Source organism: Paenarthrobacter sp. NPDC092416 (genome assembly GCF_044755025.1).
Classification (GTDB): Bacteria; Actinomycetota; Actinomycetes; order Actinomycetales; family Micrococcaceae; genus Arthrobacter.
Genome location: NZ_JBIVQG010000003.1, coordinates 185,328 through 201,230, shown reverse-complemented (window position 1 = coordinate 201,230; position 15,903 = coordinate 185,328). Strand labels below are relative to the sequence as shown.

Here is a 15,903-nt window from a genome sequence, read left to right as displayed (position 1 = left end):
GATGCAAAGGAGCATTTCCATCATGGTGCGCGAACTTTCACACTACGTAGACGGCCAGAGAATCGACGGCACGTCCGGTCGGTTCAGTGACGTCTATGACCCCTGCACCGGTGAAGTGCAGGCACGGCTTCCGTTGGCCAGCGCGGAGGAGGTTCGCAACGCCGTCGCGAACGCTGAAAAGGGCCAGCTCGAATGGGCGGCCATGAACCCGCAGCGCCGGGGACGCATCCTGCTCAAGTTCGTGGACCTGGTCAACGAGCACATGGAGGAGCTCGCCAAGCTCCTGTCCTCCGAGCACGGCAAGACGCTCGCGGATGCCAAAGGCGACATCCAGCGCGGCATCGAGGTGGTCGAGTTCTCCGCAGCTGCCCCGCACCTGCTCAAGGGTGAGTTCTCGGACAACGCCGGCCAAGGGATCGACGTCCATTCGCTCCGCCAGCCGCTTGGCGTCGTCGCCGGAATTACGCCCTTCAACTTCCCGGCCATGATCCCGCTGTGGAAATCCGGACCGGCGCTCGCGGCCGGTAACGCGTTCATCCTCAAGCCCTCTGAGCGGGACCCGTCCGTGCCACTCCGCCTCGCCGAACTGTACAGCGAAGCCGGGGTGCCCAACGGCGTCTTCAACGTGATCAATGGCGACAAGGAAGCCGTGGATGCACTGCTCGAAGATCCGCGCGTGAAGGCCATCGGCTTTGTGGGCTCCACGCCGATCGCGCAGTACATCTACGCCACAGCGGCCGCTCACGGCAAGCGGGCCCAGTGCTTCGGCGGGGCGAAGAACCACATGGTGATCATGCCCGACGCAGACCTCGACATGGCCGCCGATGCCCTGATTGGCGCCGGATACGGTTCCGCCGGCGAACGCTGCATGGCGATCTCGGTTGCAGTTCCCGTTGGCCAGGAAACGGCCGATGCCTTGGTGGCCAAGCTGACGGAACGCGTGAAAGGACTCCGGGTGGGCCACAGCCTGGACAAGGACTCGGACTTCGGTCCCGTGGTGGCTGCCTCCGCGAAGGAACGCATTGAGGGCTACATCCAGTCCGGCGTGGACGAAGGTGCCACCCTGGTCACCGACGGCCGCGGCCTCACTGTGGATGGTTACGACAGCGGCTTCTGGGTTGGTCCCACACTGTTCGACAACGTCACCAAGGACATGAAGATCTACAAGGAAGAGATCTTCGGTCCCGTCCTCAGCGTCCTCCGCGCGGCTGATTACGACGAAGCGCTGAGGCTCTGCAGCGAGCACGAGTTTGGCAACGGCGTCGCAATTTTCACCCGCGACGGCGACTCCGCCCGCGACTTCGCCAGCCGCGTCGAGGTGGGCATGGTGGGTATCAACGTCCCGATTCCCGTCCCGATCGCGTACTACACGTTCGGCGGCTGGAAGGCCTCCGGCTTCGGAGACCTCAACCAGCACGGGGCCGACGCCTTCCGCTTCTACACGAAGACCAAGACCGTGACATCGCGGTGGCCCTCCGGCATCCGCCAGGGCGCCAGCTTCGTGATGCCGGCCGGCAGCTAATGGAGGCTTTGGAAACAGACGACGTCCTTTTTGAGCGACGCGGCCACCTCGGCATCGTGACGCTCAACCGACCCCAGGCAGTCAACGCCCTCAATGCGGGAATGGTGAAAGCCATGCTCCAGCAGTTGGCTGTCTGGGCCGACGACGACGCCGTGGCTACCGTCCTGGTGTGCGGCGCCGGCGATCGTGGGCTGTGTGCAGGCGGCGACATCGTTGCCATCTACAAGGACATGCTGCACGGCGGCACGGAAACAGCCTCGTTTTGGGCTGACGAATACCGGCTGAACTCTCTCATTGCCCGCTACCCCAAGCCGTACGTGGCATTCATGGACGGGCTGGTGCTTGGTGGCGGCGTTGGTGTTTCGGCGCACGGTTCGTTGCGGGTGGTCACAGAGCGGACCCGCACCGGCATGCCGGAGACCACCATCGGCTTTGTTCCCGACGTCGGCGGCACCCTTTTGCTCTCTCGCGCGCCCGGGCAGACGGGAACCCACGCGGCGCTGACCGGCGCGCACCTGTCCGGTGCGGATGCCTTGTTCCTGGGGCTCGCGGATCACTTTGTCCCGTCCGATAGCCTCCCAGCGCTGGCAGAAGCGCTGGAAAGCTCGACGGCGGATGCCGCCGTCGGACGCTTTGCCCAAGCCGCGCCGGACTCGGCTCTGGCGGGCCAGCAGGAGTGGATCGACGCCGCGTACGCGCATGACGATGCGGAGGAAATTGTGCGGAGTTTGCGTTCTTCTTCGCCGGAGGCTGTCGAGGCCGCGGACACCATTGAGGCCAAGTCGCCCACGTCCGTGAAAGTCACTTTGGCGTCGTTGCGGCGGGTCCGGGGGCTTTCGCTCGAGGAAGCGCTGGACCAGGAGTACCGCGTGGGGCTGCGATGCCTGGCCGGGCCCGATTTCCGTGAAGGCATCCGTGCACAGGTGGTGGACAAGGACCGCAACCCGCAATGGAAACCGCCGACTTTGGCCGAGGTGCACGAGTCCGACGTCGAGGGCTACTTTGCGTCGCTCGGGGATGCGGAACTCGGATTGGCAGGCTTGGCTGGTTGGGCCGGCGTGGCCGTGGAAGCACAGTGACCTCTCATCAGCAGCGAGTCGAAGGAGACGACATGACAGAGAACGCAGCATCGGCAACGGGACTCATCGCTTTCCTCGGCCTCGGTCATATGGGCGGCCCGATGGCGGCAAATCTGATCAAAGCAGGGCACGAAGTTATCGGCTATGACCCCGTTCCTGCGGCCGTCGAAGCAGCCCGGGCTCACGGTGTCCCCATGGCTTCGTCCGCCGCGGACGCTGTTACCAGGGCTTCCGTGGTGCTGACCATGCTCCCCAGCGGTAAGCACGTGCTGGACGCCTATCGGGGCGTGGACGGGCCGGGGCTCTTGTCAGTAGCCGGGCCGAACACGATGTTCCTGGACTGCTCAACCATTAACGTGGATGAGGCCCGCGAAGCCGCCGCGATCGCGCTGGAAGCCGGGCACCGCTCGGTGGATGCTCCCGTGTCAGGCGGTGTGGTGGGTGCTGAAGCCGGCACGCTGACCTTCATGGTGGGCGCATTGCCCGAGGACTTCGAGACGGTGAAACCGATCCTTGAACTCATGGGCAAGCGGATCGTGCACTGTGGCGATCACGGTGCGGGGCAGGCCGCCAAGGTCTGCAACAACATGATCCTGGGCGTTTCCATGATTGCGGTTGCTGAGGCCTTTGTCCTGGGCGAGAAGCTGGGCCTCACCCATCAGGCGCTCTTCGACGTCGCGTCCAACGCTTCCGGGCAGTGCTGGGCCTTGACCACCAACTGCCCCGTCCCAGGGCCTGTGCCCACCAGCCCGGCCAATCGCGACTACCAGCCAGGCTTTGCCGGGGCGTTGATGGCCAAGGACCTGCGCCTGGCCGTGAACGCTTTGGAGAGCACCGGTGTTGCGGCGGAGATGGGCCCGTTGGCGTCGCGGATCTACGATGCTTTTGCGGCAGGGGAGGGTGCCGGCAGGGACTTCTCCGGCATCATCACCGAGATCCGCGACAAGTCAGTCTGAGAGGTTTACCTGTGTATATGACGTTGCGTGAGAGGGAGAGCATGGCGGAGCAGTTCGAGAACATTGTGGTGGAACGTCGCGGCCGTGTTGGCTTGGTGACACTGAACCGGCCTTCGGCGTTGAATGCGCTCAACACTGCCCTCATGAAGGAACTGGTGGCCGCTGTTTCGTCGATGGACACCGACCCGGAGATCGGGGCCGTGGTAATCACGGGATCCGCCAAGGCCTTCGCCGCCGGGGCGGACATCAAGGAAATGTCCTCGCAGAGCTACATGGAAATGTACGCGGCTGACTGGTTCCGTGGTTGGGAGGACCTCACCCGGCTGCGTATCCCCGTGATTGCTGCCGTGTCGGGCTTCGCCCTGGGTGGTGGCTGCGAGCTGGCGATGATGGCCGACTTCATCATCGCCGGTGATAATGCCAAGTTCGGCCAGCCGGAAATCAACCTGGGCGTCATCCCGGGAATGGGCGGCTCGCAGCGGCTGACCCGGGCCGTGGGCAAGGCGAAGGCGATGGACATGGTGCTCACGGGACGTTTCATGGACGCCGCAGAGGCAGAACGCGCCGGACTGGTTTCCAGGGTGGTGCCGGCCGCTGAGGTGATCGACGAAGCTGTCAAAGCCGCCGAAATCATTGCTTCCAAGTCCAAACCCGTAGCCATGGTGGCCAAGGAAGCCGTGAACGCGGCCTTTGAGTTGGGGCTTGCCCAAGGTGTGCTCTTTGAACGACGCGTGTTTCACTCGCTCTTCGCCACGGAGGACCAGAAAGAGGGCATGGCCGCTTTCACTGAGAAGCGCGAACCGGAGTTCAAACACCGCTAGGTGCCTTGCGTTGTGGGGCCTGCTTTGCGTCCCAAATCCGACGCGAAGCGCGCAATGTAGGCCCCACAACGAGGATTCGTGCAAGCGCAGGGTTAGACTCAAGGGCACAAACCGATGGGGGAGAGAACATGTCAACGGAGATCGTTCACGCCGGGCGAACGGAAACAGCCGTCCAGCCGATCAATCGGCTGGCCATCGTGGCAGTATCCATGGCCGCGGTTGCCCTTGCCGCATTGTTTCTGTCCGGCATGGCCGTCATCGCGGTCTTTGTTGTCGGTGCAGGCCATGTTGCCCTGAACCAGATCCAGCAGGGAACAGAGCGGGGCCGGGGCTTGGCGCTCGCCGCTCTGGCCGTCGGGTATGGCATCGCGGTCTTCGCGTTGGTTTCAGCCATCATCTACGCGTTTACCCTCGCAGCCCAGTAGGGCGCAGATCACTTTCAATTCCTCGTCACGTTTTGGTTGTCGATGTCTCTTATTTTGGGGCACAAGAGACAACTGCGATGACTGAGGGACGCAATGACGTGGCAATTCTGCAACAACGATGACTGCTTGGACAGCTGGCACTGGACACAACTTGGCGGGCTTCCTGAGCCGTGCCCTGAGCTGTCGCCGGAGGAAGCGACTCAAGAGGATTGCCGGTTGGTTGCAACAGGCGTAGGCTCCTGCGGGCCATCACCGGATTGAGGAGTTTCTCATGGGACAACTGATCGTCCAGGATTTTGTCACCGCCGACGGATTCGCTGCAGACACCAACAACGAGTTCAAAGCGTACGAACTGCTTCAGGGCGGCACCGCCGAGTTCGATCACGCTCAGCTGCAGTGGCTTGGCAGCATCGAGGCAATGGTCCTTGGCGCCAACACTTACCGCATGTTCGCCGGGTTCTGGCCCACTCCTGCGTCGGACGGCGAAGTTATCGCACCTGCCCTCAACAGCCTGCGCCGGTACGTTTTCTCACGCCAACTGAAGGACGCCCCGTGGGGCGACTTCCCGCCGTCGACCATTGAATCCGGGGACGCAGTAGAGGCGATCCGCCGCATCAAACGGGAAACCGACGGCGACATTGTCTTGTGGGGCAGCCTGTCCTTGGGCGAAACGTTCTTCGCCGCAGGAGAAGTTGACGGCGTACGGCTGGTGGTCATGCCCATTGGGCAAGGCGCCGGCCGCGGAGTGTTCCCTGCAGGGCAAGACCCGGCGTTGCTCAAGTTGGTGGATGTCAACAGCTACGACGAAGGCCTGGTGGAGTTGACCTACTCCCTCCGACGCCAAGGCCACTGAGCCGCTCCACGGTCAGTCTTTCTCCTCCGCAAGCGGCGATCCCAAGGAGGCAGCAAAGGACACACGGGTGAGCTTGTCAGGGTTGGAAATTTGGCGCAGTCCGTGGATCAGCTCGTCTGGTCCGGACTCGGGGACCAGCACATCGCAGCGGCCCTGGTGGTAGAAGGCGAGTGCGGGCTCGCCGTTCACAGTGATGATTTCGGCGCGCACAGGCCGCGCAGGATCGACGACGAGTGACTTCGCGAAGATACCGACGAAGAAACGCCTGATGTTCTCTGCCCCAAAGATCGGATTGCGCGCGCTCTTGACCTTTCCGCCGCCGTCCGCCCAGAGGACAGCGTCACGGTCGAGCATGGCCACCACGGTGTCGATGTCCCCCTGCTCGATGGCCAGAACCAGCTTGGAGAGGACGGCCTGGTCCTTGGCACGGGGTGCGGGGGCATCGGGGTCGATGTCCAACTGCCGCTCAGCCCGTGACACAAGCTGCCGCACGGCCGCAGGGGTCTTCTCCAGAACCTCGCCGATCTCCGGGGCCGACATCCCGAAGGCGCGGTGCAGCACAAGAGCCGCCCGCGCCTCGGGAGTGAGCTGCTCTGCCAGATGCAGCAGGGCCAGGGAGAGCAGCTCGCGGTTGGCCACTGTCTCCTCCGGCAGCCGGTCAATGTCCACCGGCTCCGGAAGCCAAGGGCCGGGATACTCTTCGCGTCGCGCGGCGAGAGTGCGGACGCGGTCAACGGACCGTCGAACGCACACCGTGGTCAGCCAGGCCGGCCAGGACTTCACCTGGGATGCCGTGCCTTTTTGTTCCTGGCGCACAGCGTCGAGTGCCACGTCCGAGACCACATCTTCAGCATGGCCGAAGTCGCCAAGCATCCGGTACGCAATGCCGAGAAGCCGGTTTCGCTCGTTGTGCCAGGCCACTGCCGCGGACATGGGGGATGTCATGCGTCCAAAATACCCTTCAGGAGATAGGGTTCTTCGCATCGACCGGCGGCTGCATCCCAACGCTGATGGCGATCCGGTTCCAGACGTTGATCGTGGAGATCGCGAGGATGAGCGCCCCCATTTGGCCGTCGTCGAAGTGCGCTGCTGCGGCTTCCCAGATGTCGTCAGTCACTGTTGCCGGACCAAGGTTGGTCACCGCGTCCGTCAGGGCAAGTACGGCTTGTTCCCTGGCGTCGAAGAAAACTTTCGAATGCTGCCAGGCGGCAACGGCGTGCAATTTACGGCTGGGGATTCCGTGCTTTGCGCCGTCGCTTGCGTGCATGTCCACACAAAAACCGCAGCCGTTCAGGATCGAGGCACGGAGTTTGATCAGCTCGTACAGCTGCGGATCCACTGACTTCCTGGCGTAGCCTTCGAGGCCGATCACGGCCGCATAGCCGAGCTTGTTGGTGTGGCCGATGTTGATGCGTGTCATTTTGGGTCCCTTCACGATTGGTTCTTACGTGAGGGATGTCGGAGCGGGCGCGCAAAGTGTGACACGGGCGCCTGTTTTGCGCCCTAAGCCTGGACCTCCGCGGGGATCAGCGCGGCGTCGAAGAACGCGCGCTCCAGCCGAACCGCTTCGGCGAAGGTGCCGGCGACGCGCGTCCGCGCTTCCGCCGAGACAGGCTCGACGGCGTCAAACTCGTCACGCAACCAGGTCACCCACGCGTTGTACTCGGGATTGTTGTGCAGTCGGATCCACTCGGAGTGCTTCGAATGCGCGGGCCATGTTGAGGCATCGCCGGCACGCGCTGCCCAGTCCCCGTAAAGCCATTCGGCAACCAGGAGCACCGCCAAGACATCGGGGTACTCACGCGTGGCAAGAGCGTTGCGCATCAGGGCGTCGAAGTCGCGGGTTACCGGGCCAAGCACAGGCGCGGTCCGGTCAGCCTCCGGGACGTCCAGTTCGGTAAAGCAGTCCTGGAAATACGTGTTCTCATCGGATGCAAAGGCCCCCAGAACCCGCGCGAACACGAGCCGCGAAGGAAGTGAAGGAGCCGAGGCAACGGCTTGGCCCAAGAGTGCCGTGAAGGCATCGCAGAACTGGTAATCCTGCACGAGGTAGCGGCGCAGGTTGTCATCGGCAAGCGAACCGTCAAGCAGCTGGTCCACGAACGAATGACTGACGGCGGCGTCCCAATCGGCAGCACAGTTGTTCCTGAGTTCTTCGGCAAAGCCCACGTGTTTCCTCCTGAAGTGTCAGAAACGGAGCCTAGCAGCCGACGTCGATTGCCATGTCCTCGCGAGCTTGGAGATGATCCGATTCCCACGCAACAGCGCGCCCTGAAACGTGGTCTGCGCCCTCATGTAGCCTTGGCGGAAAACGTGCCGTGCAGGCGGAAGGTCTGTGGCAGGTCTCTGAGGGGGAATATGACTGGTGGCGGTTTCAAGCATGCGGCACAGCGGAGTGCTGCTGCTGCGCTTCTTGTGATCGGTTTGGCGAGCATGGGCGGTGTCCCGGCGACGGCTGCAGGGGCTCAGCCGCTCCACCATATTGACATGGACGGAGTCGTGTCCCTGATCGGAATGCCGTTCGTCGGGTCGGAGCTGCGGATGGGTGCCCCAGGGGAATTCACGGGCTGCGACAGGACCGAGGCAGCGCCCGAGGGTTACACCATTGAGTGGCTCAGTAACGGCACACCACTTCCAGCGGAACGCCAGGTGGAACCGCTCAAGCTTCTGCCGGAGGACCGGGGTAACCGGCTTTCCTTCAACGTCTACGCCACGACTCCGGAGAAGGCGCAGTGTGGCGACTCGCTACGGGGCGACGAGAACACCCTGTTGCACAGCAAAGAGACAAAGCCCATTGCGGCGTCCAACCGGGCCATGGGGTGGACAGGGCGGGGAAACTTCGAGCTGTTGGGCCGCACGGATGCAGGGGAACTCGTCTTGTATCCAAGGACCTACACCTACAGTCTCGGATCGTGCGACGCCGGGGTGTGCCCCAGCTACGAGACTGCGCAGTGGGATGAACCCAGCCTTGTTGGCACAGGATGGAACATCTTTGACATCGTGTTTTCGCCCGGTGACTTCGACGGGGACGGCAACAACGACATCCTTGCCCGTGACTCGCGTGGGGATCTGTATCTGTACCCGGGCGATGGCCGCGGAGGCTGGCTGGGCAGATCTGTTGTCGGCACAGGCTGGAGCATTTTCGACGCGATCGTGGGTCCGGGTGATTTCAACGGGGACGGCGACAACGATGTCCTTGCCCGCGACGCCGAGGGGGATCTTCACCTCTACCCGGGCGACGGCGAAGGCGGCTGGAAGCAGCCGGAAGTCGTGGGCACCGGGTGGCAGGTCTTTGACAAGGTCATTGCCTCCGGCGACCTCAGCGGCGACGGTGCTGTGGACATCCTTGGACGTGATTACGCCGGCTACATGCACCACTACAGAGCGGACGGCCGAGGGGGCTGGGAAGGGGCTAACACCTGGGGCCCCGGCTGGGAGGTAATGTCCGAAATCATCGGCGTCGGCAGCTTCACCCACAACTTGGGCGAGGCAATACATTGGGGGCACACGGTGACAAGGAACGACACCATCGCCATCAACCCGGACGGAGACCTGCTCAAGTACTCCGGCTTCGTCCCCACCGACCAAGTCATCGGGACCGGCTGGGACATCTTCCGCTCCTTGATCTAGCCAACCGGCCTTCGGACAGCACGACGCCGGCCGGACAGTCGGGCTGACTATCCGGCCGGCGTCGTTATTTCTTAGGCGGTGTGCCGCCCTCAGCTGACTATCCGGCTCCTTTCCGCGTGCATCGGCTCCGGCCAGTTGCCGACGAAGTCGGGCCAAAAGCCGATCTTTCGGCTGGCCGATGCCTTTGCGTGTTTGCGGACGGGGACCTGGATCTTGCGAAGCATGAGTGCCTCCTGACTGATGTCGAATGCCTGCGTCGGTGGGCGCAGGTGGTGGTGCCTGCCAAAGCAGGAGCCACCGCATCAGTCGGGTCGGGACCCTGGATCGAACGAAGGTTGAGGTGCTGCGCTTCGCTGCGGGTCCGTCACTGGACCAGCTCGGGGCGGCGGCAGCGGGGCGAGGACGTCCGGGATGTCGGACGCCCCGGGCGCGGAAGTGCTTGAGCCGCCGGCTCCTGATCCGCCCGCGGTACTTGGTGCCGGCACCGGTGCCGTGCGAAGAGGTGCGCCGGGAGCTGGGCTGCCGGAGGCGAGCATCGCGGCGGGCGGAACACCCGCAGGATCAAACGGCAGCAAGGGCCGGGGGAGGGGACTGCCTCCGAGCAGAGGCGCAACGGCTTGGGTGGTTTGCAGTACGACGGCGAGCGGCAGCGTCGCGGCGCCTCCGGGCGAGGTTGCGGCGTCAGGCAAGGACGACACCTCAGGTGAGGCAACGCCGTCGAGCGGGCTTGGCGCTGGAGGAAGCACAGGGGCGGGCAGCCCGGGTAACTCCGGCACTTCGGGCAAGAGGTCCACGAGGCTGTCCACCACCGGAAGTTCCTGTACTTCGGGAACGTGGTCGACGAGCGGGACTTCGGGGACGGTCACCGTCGGCAGGGCGGGCGCCGCTGGAACCTCGGGCAGTGCGGGAACCTCGGGCAGTGCGGGAACCTCGGGCAGTGCGGGAACCTCCGGCAATGGATCAAGGGTGGAGGCCACTGCATCCACAGCGTCTGCTCCGGGTGTGACTGCCGGCGCCTGTACAGGCTGCAAGACCGTAGGGCCGCTCGGCAGGGGAGGTACGACGGGCACTACGTCTGTCACCGCTGCTGTAGGACCGGCCAACCACAGCATCCCTACAGAGGACCCCAGCATGGCCAACAGGAAAGAGCGCAGAAGTACTCTGCGGCGTTGTCCTGGGTCTCTGGCCAAATTCTCCACCCCCACTGCGGCAATGGAGTTTCAGGATAAGCCCGCCCACGCATAGGGGTACAGACACTTTTGATTGATAATCCGAAACGAGGCGACCAACCGGGTCGCCCGCCAACAGGTCAGTCCTCGAAATCCCCGGCATCCCTGCGGAAGGTGCCCAGGACGCGGATGAGGTGATCGACGTCGTCGTCCCCGAAGCCCGACTTGCCGAAAACCTCAGCGTTGAGGGCCGCCGTCGCCTTCTTTGCCAGGGTGCGGCCCTCTGCGGTGAGCTCGATCAGGGTGGTGCGGCCGTCCGTGGGGTGCGGGGAACGGGCCACCAGCGCGGCCTTTTCCAGGCGGTCGACGGCGTTGGTCACCGAGGTGGGGTGGACCTGCAGGAGCGCGCTGGCCTTGTTCATGGGCAGCGCGCCGCTGCGGGCGAAACTCAGGAGCGCCAGGAGCTCGTAGCGGGCGAAGGTGAGCCCGAACGGCTTGAGCACCGTTTCGATGCGCGCGAGCAGGATCTGCTGGGTGCGCATGATCGCGGTGATGGCTGCCATGGGCGCGGCGACATCGCCCCAACCATGCCGTTCCCAGTTGCGTTGGGCATCGGCGATGGGATCGCGGGGGAGAGGGGTACCCATGGTCCTCCTTAGGTTGGTGAGGGGCTAGTCTTTCAGATTCGGGAACTCTTCCTCGGTGTATTCCACGCCAAGACCCGCGGGCAGCGGCCCATCGCCGTGCCGGGCTACCTCAGTGCCCCGCAATTCGACGCGCCTGATCTTGCCTGAAATGGTCTTGGGCAGCTCACCGAATTCGAGCCTGCGGATGCGCTTGAAGGGTGCAAGATGCTCCCGGCAGTAGCGCAGGATGTCCTCGGCAACAGCGGGTCCAGCCTCGTATCCGGCGGCCAGCACCACGAACGCTTTGGGCACTGACAGCTTCACCGCATCAGGCGAAGGGACGACGGCGGCCTCCGCAACAGCGGGGTGTTCGATCAGGACGCTTTCGAGTTCGAAAGGCGACAAACGGTAGTCGGAGGACTTGAACACGTCGTCGTCGCGTCCGACGTAAGTAATGACTCCTTGGGCGTCCCGGCTTGCCATGTCGCCCGTGTGGTAGTAGCCGTCACGGAACGCTTCGGCGGTCTTGGCCTCATCGCCGAAGTAGCCCTTCATGAGTCCCACAGGCCTGGGGTCCAAGCGCAAGCAGAGTTCGCCGTCGTCGGCTTCGTTCCCGGTCAAGGGATCGACAAGGACCACGTCGTATCCGGGCAGCGGCCGCCCCATCGAACCGATCTTCACGGGCTGGGCGGGCGTGTTGGCGATCTGGACCGTGGACTCTGTCTGGCCGAAGCCGTCGCGGATGGTGACGCCCCACGCCTCTTCCACTTGGCCGATGACCTCAGCATTCAGGGGTTCCCCGGCGGACACTACCTTGCGCGGCGGGGCTGTGAGCTGTGTGAGGTCGGCCTGGATGAGCATGCGCCACACCGTAGGCGGAGCGCAGAAGCTCGTGACGCCCTCGCGGCCCATCTGCTCCATGAGTGCGGCGGCGTCGAAGCGTTCGTAGTTGTAAATGAACACGCAGGCTTCGGCGATCCACGGCGTGAAGACGTTGGACCAGGCATGTTTGGCCCAACCCGGCGAAGCGACATTGAGGTGGACGTCACCTGGTTCAAGTCCGATCCAGTACATCGTGGAGAGGTGGCCCACAGGGTAGGACGTGTGCGTGTGCTCCACGAGCTTGGCGCGCGAGGTGGTGCCGGACGTGAAGTAGAGCAGCAGCGTCTCGTCCGCTTTGGTGGCTGCGTCGGGCGCGAAGGCCGTGCCGGCGTCGTATGAATCTGCGTACTGTCTTGCCTCCGCGTTGACGCGCTGAGCACCGATTTCAATCAGTGTGTAGTCGCCCGGAACCTCGGCAAATTTGCCCATGTTGGCACTTCCGACGGCGACCCAACGGGCGCCGCCACGCTGCACCCGGTCTTGGAGATCGCGTGCGCCCATGAGTGTGGTGGTGGGGATCATGACGATGCCCAGCTTGATGCCGGCCAGCATGAGTTCCCAGAGCTCAACCTGGTTGCCGAGCATGATGATCATGTGGTCGCCGCGCTTGACGCCTTGGCTCCGGAGCCAGTTGGCCACTTGGGACGACCGCTCTGAGAGGTCCTTGTAGGTGCGCCTGGTGGACGTACCGTCCTGCTCGACGATGACGAGCGCGGGCTTGCTGCCTCGGTCTTGGTCTGCGGCGATCTGGTCGAACCAGTCGAGGGCGAAGTTGAACTCCTCAAAACGCGGCCATTCGAATTCGCTGTGCGCCTGCTTGTAGTCCTCGCGCAGTTCGAGCAGCCGGTCGCGGGCCGCACGGAAGTCTTCGGTGACTGTCATAGTCCGCCTTTCGCTGGGGCTTCATTGCCCGGCCTAGTGATCCACATCACCTTGCAATATACTAGGACATCCAAGGGTTTGGAAGAGCCTGCGCGGGACATGACGAAGGGGTCACATGCTCGACGAAGAAACAATTGCCGCTACCGTTACCCTCGGCGCGGCGCCAGACGACGTCCTCCCTCCCTACCCGGAGGCGGACCTGATGCACGTGGTGGACCTGCTTCCGTCGGAAGAGCGATCGCGGTATTTGGAGATCCGGGAGTTCCTGCAAACGCGGGTTCGCGCCGCCAGCATCGAGTACTGGAACAGGGAAGAGTTCCCGTTCGGCTTGCTCGCCGAGATGGCCACGTTCGGCCTGGGCGGACTGCAGACGGACGGCTCGTCCAAGCTGTTCCAGGGCCTCATGTACACCGAAATAGCCCGCGCCGACGTCTCACTCTCGGCGTTGGTGGGCATCCACAACGAGCTCATTGTCGGCATGATCCACGAGCTCGGTTCGTCGGAACAGAAGCAGCGCTGGCTGCCTGGCCTTGAGGCCTTTACCCAGCTCGGCGCCTTCGCCTTGACCGAACCGGACCACGGCTCGGACATCGCCGGAGGACTCTCGACGACGGCGCGGCGCGACGGCGGCGAATGGGTCATCAACGGTGCCAAGCGCTGGATCGGAGCCGGGACGATCGCCGACTTCGCCTTGGTGTGGGCGCGCGATGAGGCCGATGGAAACATTAAAGGTTTCATTGTGGAGACGGACCGGGCCGGGTATTCGGCCACGAAGATCTCCAACAAGATCGGCCTCCGCATCATGCAGAACGCGGACATCGTCCTGAATGAGGTTCGCATCCCTGTTTCCAACCTCTTGCCGGGCGCTACCGAGTTCTCGCGGGCAAATGACCTCCTGCGTGATTCCCGGGCGTGGGTGGGCTGGCAGGCTGCGGGAATTCAGTTGGCAGCGTTCGACATCGCCCGGTCCTATGCCTTGGAGCGCAAGCAGTTCGGCAAGGAACTGGCCCGCTTCCAACTGGTGCAGCAGCAGCTTGCTGACATCCTGGGCAACGCCAATGCCTCGCTGTCCCTGATGGTGGAACTCGCGCGGATCCAGCAAGCGGGGAAACTCGAGATGGTTCAGGCGGCCATGTGCAAAGCAACCACTACGCGGCTGGCCCGTTCCTCGGTGGCGATGGGCCGGTCCCTGCTGGGTGGGAACGGCATCACCACGGACTACGAGATGGGGAAGCTCTTTGGAGATGCCGAGATCCTGTACACGTACGAGGGCAGCTACGAGATCAACTCAATGATCGTTGCCCGTGCAGTGACGGGTAAGTCGGCGTTTGTCTGAGACAGCAACAAGCATCCCTTCGCCAGTGGAATGCTGGCGAAGGGATGCTCGCGCGAGTTAGGAATCCTGAGCTACCACCAGAGCGGGGTCGGGGGCTGGGGACGTGGTGGCGGCGGCGTGTTCTGCCAGGACACCTGTCCGGTGCCTGATGCGGAGGCGGTAGAGGAGCGCCCCGCCGATGACTACAGCGGCAACAAAGATGACGCCGCCCCATTGGAGGTACCACTCGAACGGTGGAACCGAGTTATAGATCTCCTGTCGCGGCCACACGAGGTTTAGCGTCATGGCGCCGCCCCAGAGTACTGCCAGGATGTTCACCGGCAGCCCCCATTTGCCGAGGCTGAATCCCGGTTCTGATCCGTCATCCTTCAGGGGCCATTTCTTGAGGAACCGGCGCCGGAGCATCGGCACCGTAACCAGCAGGTAGGAGAGGTAGATCAGGACGATGCTGATGCTGGACAGAATGGTGAAGATGGCCGGCTGGGAGATGTTGACGATCAGGGGAATCACTGCCACTACACCGATAACGATGGCAGCCACTGTGGGGGTTTTCCGGGTGGGGTGCACTTTGCTGAGCTGGCGGCTGAAAGGCAGGTTGTTGTCCCTGGCCATGGCAAACATCATCCGGATCGCTGCCGCATGGACGGCCAGGGTGCAGACCACCACCGCCACGACGATGCAGGCCAGGAAGGCTTTGCCGAAGGGGCCGCCCAGCACTGAAAGGACGATGTACTGCAGTCCACCGTCGGCCGCTCCGAGCTTGGGATCGGATAGATCGGGCGCGGCCAGGATTCCGCCCAGGAGGAGCAGCCCTCCCAGGAGGAAGGATGCGGTAACGGCGCGCAGGATCGCCTTGGGAGCTGTGCGCTTGGGATCCTTGGTTTCTTCGCCCAAGGAACTGGCGGTATCGAATCCGTACATGACGTAACCGGAAGCCATGGCGGCAATGAGGAACACGCCGAAGAAGCCCAGGGGATGTTCTTCGCCGAATCCAGCAGTATCCAGGAGGACTTCCGGTCCGCGAACGGAGTGCCATATGAGCGCCGCAATGAGCAGGACGGCGGCAACCAGTTCCACGAACACTCCGACGCTGTTGATCATGGTCATGAGTTTCACGCCGAAAGCGTTGATAAGTGTGGAAATGCCGATCATGATGCTGGCCAGGATGACCCCATTGACGGCGAAGTCGTAGGGACCTGTTCCATCGCCAACCAACTGGAAGCCGGACCAGATTTGCGGCAAGGTGATTTGGAGGGCCAAAGCAACAGAGCCCAACGCCATGATCGAGGAGAGCAGTAGCAGCCAGCCCGCGAGCCACGCCCACGTTCCGGTCGAGAGCCGTTTGGCCCAGTTGTAGACGGAGCCGGCCACAGGGTATCTGCCCGCCAGTTCCGCAAAGCACAATGCGACCATGAGTTGGCCGACGAAGACGATGGGCCAGGACCACGCGTAGGCGGGTCCAGCCGTGGAAAAGCCAAAGTAGAAAAGTTGGAAAACGCCGGTGAGGATGGAGATGTAGCTGACGCCTGCGGCGAAGCTGGCAAACTTACCGATGCTGCGGTCGAGGGTTTGGGCGTAGCCAAACTCATCCATGCCGCTTGTATCGCTCTTGCTGGGTCCTGTTTTGCTGGGTTCTAACATTCGGAACTCCTAACTCAGACATGCACGAATGGTGATGACCTGCGGCCGCCATTGGACGCAGTCGAAATCAAAAGGCCGGGC

Annotated in this window: 15 protein-coding genes; 8 read left to right on the top strand and 7 right to left on the bottom strand. The window is 63.3% G+C overall.

All coding sequences use genetic code 11. The annotated features are described in order from the left end of the window. Positions 1-22: 22 nt before the first annotated feature. The 6 genes from ACIQC5_RS08670 (at position 23) to ACIQC5_RS08645 (ending at position 5,656) form a co-directional block, all read left to right on the top strand. Entirely contained in the window at positions 23-1,522 is a 1,500-nt protein-coding gene (locus ACIQC5_RS08670; RefSeq protein ID WP_400280515.1) for a CoA-acylating methylmalonate-semialdehyde dehydrogenase, read from the top strand. Continuing rightward, the gene (locus tag ACIQC5_RS08665) at positions 1,522-2,601 is read left to right on the top strand and encodes an enoyl-CoA hydratase/isomerase family protein (RefSeq protein WP_400280513.1); all 1,080 of its coding nucleotides are present in this window, start codon (positions 1,522-1,524) and stop codon (positions 2,599-2,601) included. The genes ACIQC5_RS08670 and ACIQC5_RS08665 overlap by 1 nt, the downstream gene beginning before the upstream one ends. A 32-nt stretch (positions 2,602-2,633) precedes the next feature. Beyond that, on the top strand, positions 2,634-3,557 hold the full coding sequence (mmsB, locus tag ACIQC5_RS08660; RefSeq protein ID WP_400280511.1) for a 3-hydroxyisobutyrate dehydrogenase: 924 nt from the start codon (positions 2,634-2,636) through the stop codon (positions 3,555-3,557). A 41-nt stretch (positions 3,558-3,598) separates the two neighbouring features. Then, positions 3,599-4,378 (top strand): enoyl-CoA hydratase, encoded by a 780-nt coding sequence (locus ACIQC5_RS08655; protein WP_400280509.1) that lies wholly within the window; start codon positions 3,599-3,601, stop codon positions 4,376-4,378. Positions 4,379-4,506: 128 nt separating this feature from the next. Then, positions 4,507-4,803, top strand: a complete 297-nt coding sequence (locus tag ACIQC5_RS08650; protein ID WP_400280507.1) for a hypothetical protein — start codon at positions 4,507-4,509, stop codon at positions 4,801-4,803. A 271-nt stretch (positions 4,804-5,074) separates the two neighbouring features. Continuing rightward, positions 5,075-5,656: a dihydrofolate reductase family protein gene (locus ACIQC5_RS08645; RefSeq protein WP_400280505.1), complete on the top strand. Its 582-nt coding sequence runs from the start codon at positions 5,075-5,077 to the stop codon at positions 5,654-5,656. Positions 5,657-5,668: 12 nt separating this feature from the next. Here the strand turns inward: ACIQC5_RS08645 and ACIQC5_RS08640 are convergent, their stop codons facing one another. The 3 genes from ACIQC5_RS08640 to ACIQC5_RS08630 form a co-directional block, all read right to left on the bottom strand. After that, entirely contained in the window at positions 5,669-6,601 is a 933-nt protein-coding gene (locus tag ACIQC5_RS08640) for a sigma-70 family RNA polymerase sigma factor (protein WP_400280503.1), read from the bottom strand. Between the two features lie 16 nt (positions 6,602-6,617). Further along, positions 6,618-7,076, bottom strand: a complete 459-nt coding sequence (locus ACIQC5_RS08635; protein WP_400280501.1) for a carboxymuconolactone decarboxylase family protein — start codon at positions 7,074-7,076, stop codon at positions 6,618-6,620. 83 nt (positions 7,077-7,159) lie between these two features. Then, the gene (locus ACIQC5_RS08630) at positions 7,160-7,825 is read right to left on the bottom strand and encodes a TenA family protein (protein WP_400280499.1); all 666 of its coding nucleotides are present in this window, start codon (positions 7,823-7,825) and stop codon (positions 7,160-7,162) included. Positions 7,826-8,014: 189 nt separating this feature from the next. On the opposite strand from ACIQC5_RS08630, the gene ACIQC5_RS08625 reads away from it, so the two are divergent. Further along, positions 8,015-9,286, top strand: a complete 1,272-nt coding sequence (locus ACIQC5_RS08625) for an FG-GAP repeat domain-containing protein (RefSeq protein WP_400280497.1) — start codon at positions 8,015-8,017, stop codon at positions 9,284-9,286. Positions 9,287-9,588: 302 nt separating this feature from the next. Here the strand turns inward: ACIQC5_RS08625 and ACIQC5_RS08620 are convergent, their stop codons facing one another. The 3 genes from ACIQC5_RS08620 to ACIQC5_RS08610 form a co-directional block, all read right to left on the bottom strand. Beyond that, positions 9,589-10,389 carry a hypothetical protein gene (locus ACIQC5_RS08620; RefSeq protein ID WP_400280495.1) on the bottom strand — a complete coding sequence of 267 codons (801 nt, stop codon included), beginning with the start codon at positions 10,387-10,389 and terminating at the stop codon, positions 9,589-9,591. 206 nt (positions 10,390-10,595) lie between these two features. Further along, the gene (locus ACIQC5_RS08615; protein ID WP_400280493.1) at positions 10,596-11,102 is read right to left on the bottom strand and encodes a MarR family winged helix-turn-helix transcriptional regulator; all 507 of its coding nucleotides are present in this window, start codon (positions 11,100-11,102) and stop codon (positions 10,596-10,598) included. Positions 11,103-11,126: 24 nt separating this feature from the next. After that, a complete protein-coding gene (locus ACIQC5_RS08610; protein ID WP_400280491.1) occupies positions 11,127-12,845 on the bottom strand; it encodes an AMP-binding protein in 1,719 nt (572 codons plus the stop codon). Between the two features lie 115 nt (positions 12,846-12,960). Between ACIQC5_RS08610 and ACIQC5_RS08605 the strand changes: the two genes are divergently transcribed. Beyond that, the gene (locus ACIQC5_RS08605) at positions 12,961-14,181 is read left to right on the top strand and encodes an acyl-CoA dehydrogenase family protein (protein ID WP_400280489.1); all 1,221 of its coding nucleotides are present in this window, start codon (positions 12,961-12,963) and stop codon (positions 14,179-14,181) included. A gap of 57 nt (positions 14,182-14,238) precedes the next feature. On the opposite strand, the gene ACIQC5_RS08600 is transcribed toward ACIQC5_RS08605, so the two are convergent. Then, on the bottom strand, positions 14,239-15,822 hold the full coding sequence (locus ACIQC5_RS08600) for an APC family permease (protein ID WP_400280487.1): 1,584 nt from the start codon (positions 15,820-15,822) through the stop codon (positions 14,239-14,241). Positions 15,823-15,903: the final 81 nt, after the last annotated feature.

Excerpts from the sequence above, each read along its gene's own strand:
- ACIQC5_RS08670 (WP_400280515.1), top strand. The coding sequence starts at position 23 with ATGGTGCGCGAACTTTCACACTACGTAGACGGCCAGAGAATCGACGGC.
- ACIQC5_RS08665 (WP_400280513.1), top strand. The coding sequence starts at position 1,522 with ATGGAGGCTTTGGAAACAGACGACGTCCTTTTTGAGCGACGCGGCCAC.
- mmsB (WP_400280511.1), top strand. The coding sequence starts at position 2,634 with ATGACAGAGAACGCAGCATCGGCAACGGGACTCATCGCTTTCCTCGGC.
- ACIQC5_RS08655 (WP_400280509.1), top strand. The coding sequence starts at position 3,599 with ATGGCGGAGCAGTTCGAGAACATTGTGGTGGAACGTCGCGGCCGTGTT.
- ACIQC5_RS08650 (WP_400280507.1), top strand. The coding sequence starts at position 4,507 with ATGTCAACGGAGATCGTTCACGCCGGGCGAACGGAAACAGCCGTCCAG.
- ACIQC5_RS08645 (WP_400280505.1), top strand. The coding sequence starts at position 5,075 with ATGGGACAACTGATCGTCCAGGATTTTGTCACCGCCGACGGATTCGCT.
- ACIQC5_RS08640 (WP_400280503.1), bottom strand. The coding sequence starts at position 6,601 with ATGACATCCCCCATGTCCGCGGCAGTGGCCTGGCACAACGAGCGAAAC.
- ACIQC5_RS08635 (WP_400280501.1), bottom strand. The coding sequence starts at position 7,076 with ATGACACGCATCAACATCGGCCACACCAACAAGCTCGGCTATGCGGCC.
- ACIQC5_RS08625 (WP_400280497.1), top strand. The coding sequence starts at position 8,015 with ATGACTGGTGGCGGTTTCAAGCATGCGGCACAGCGGAGTGCTGCTGCT.
- ACIQC5_RS08615 (WP_400280493.1), bottom strand. The coding sequence starts at position 11,102 with ATGGGTACCCCTCTCCCCCGCGATCCCATCGCCGATGCCCAACGCAAC.
- ACIQC5_RS08610 (WP_400280491.1), bottom strand. The coding sequence starts at position 12,845 with ATGACAGTCACCGAAGACTTCCGTGCGGCCCGCGACCGGCTGCTCGAA.
- ACIQC5_RS08605 (WP_400280489.1), top strand. The coding sequence starts at position 12,961 with ATGCTCGACGAAGAAACAATTGCCGCTACCGTTACCCTCGGCGCGGCG.
- ACIQC5_RS08600 (WP_400280487.1), bottom strand. The coding sequence starts at position 15,822 with ATGTTAGAACCCAGCAAAACAGGACCCAGCAAGAGCGATACAAGCGGC.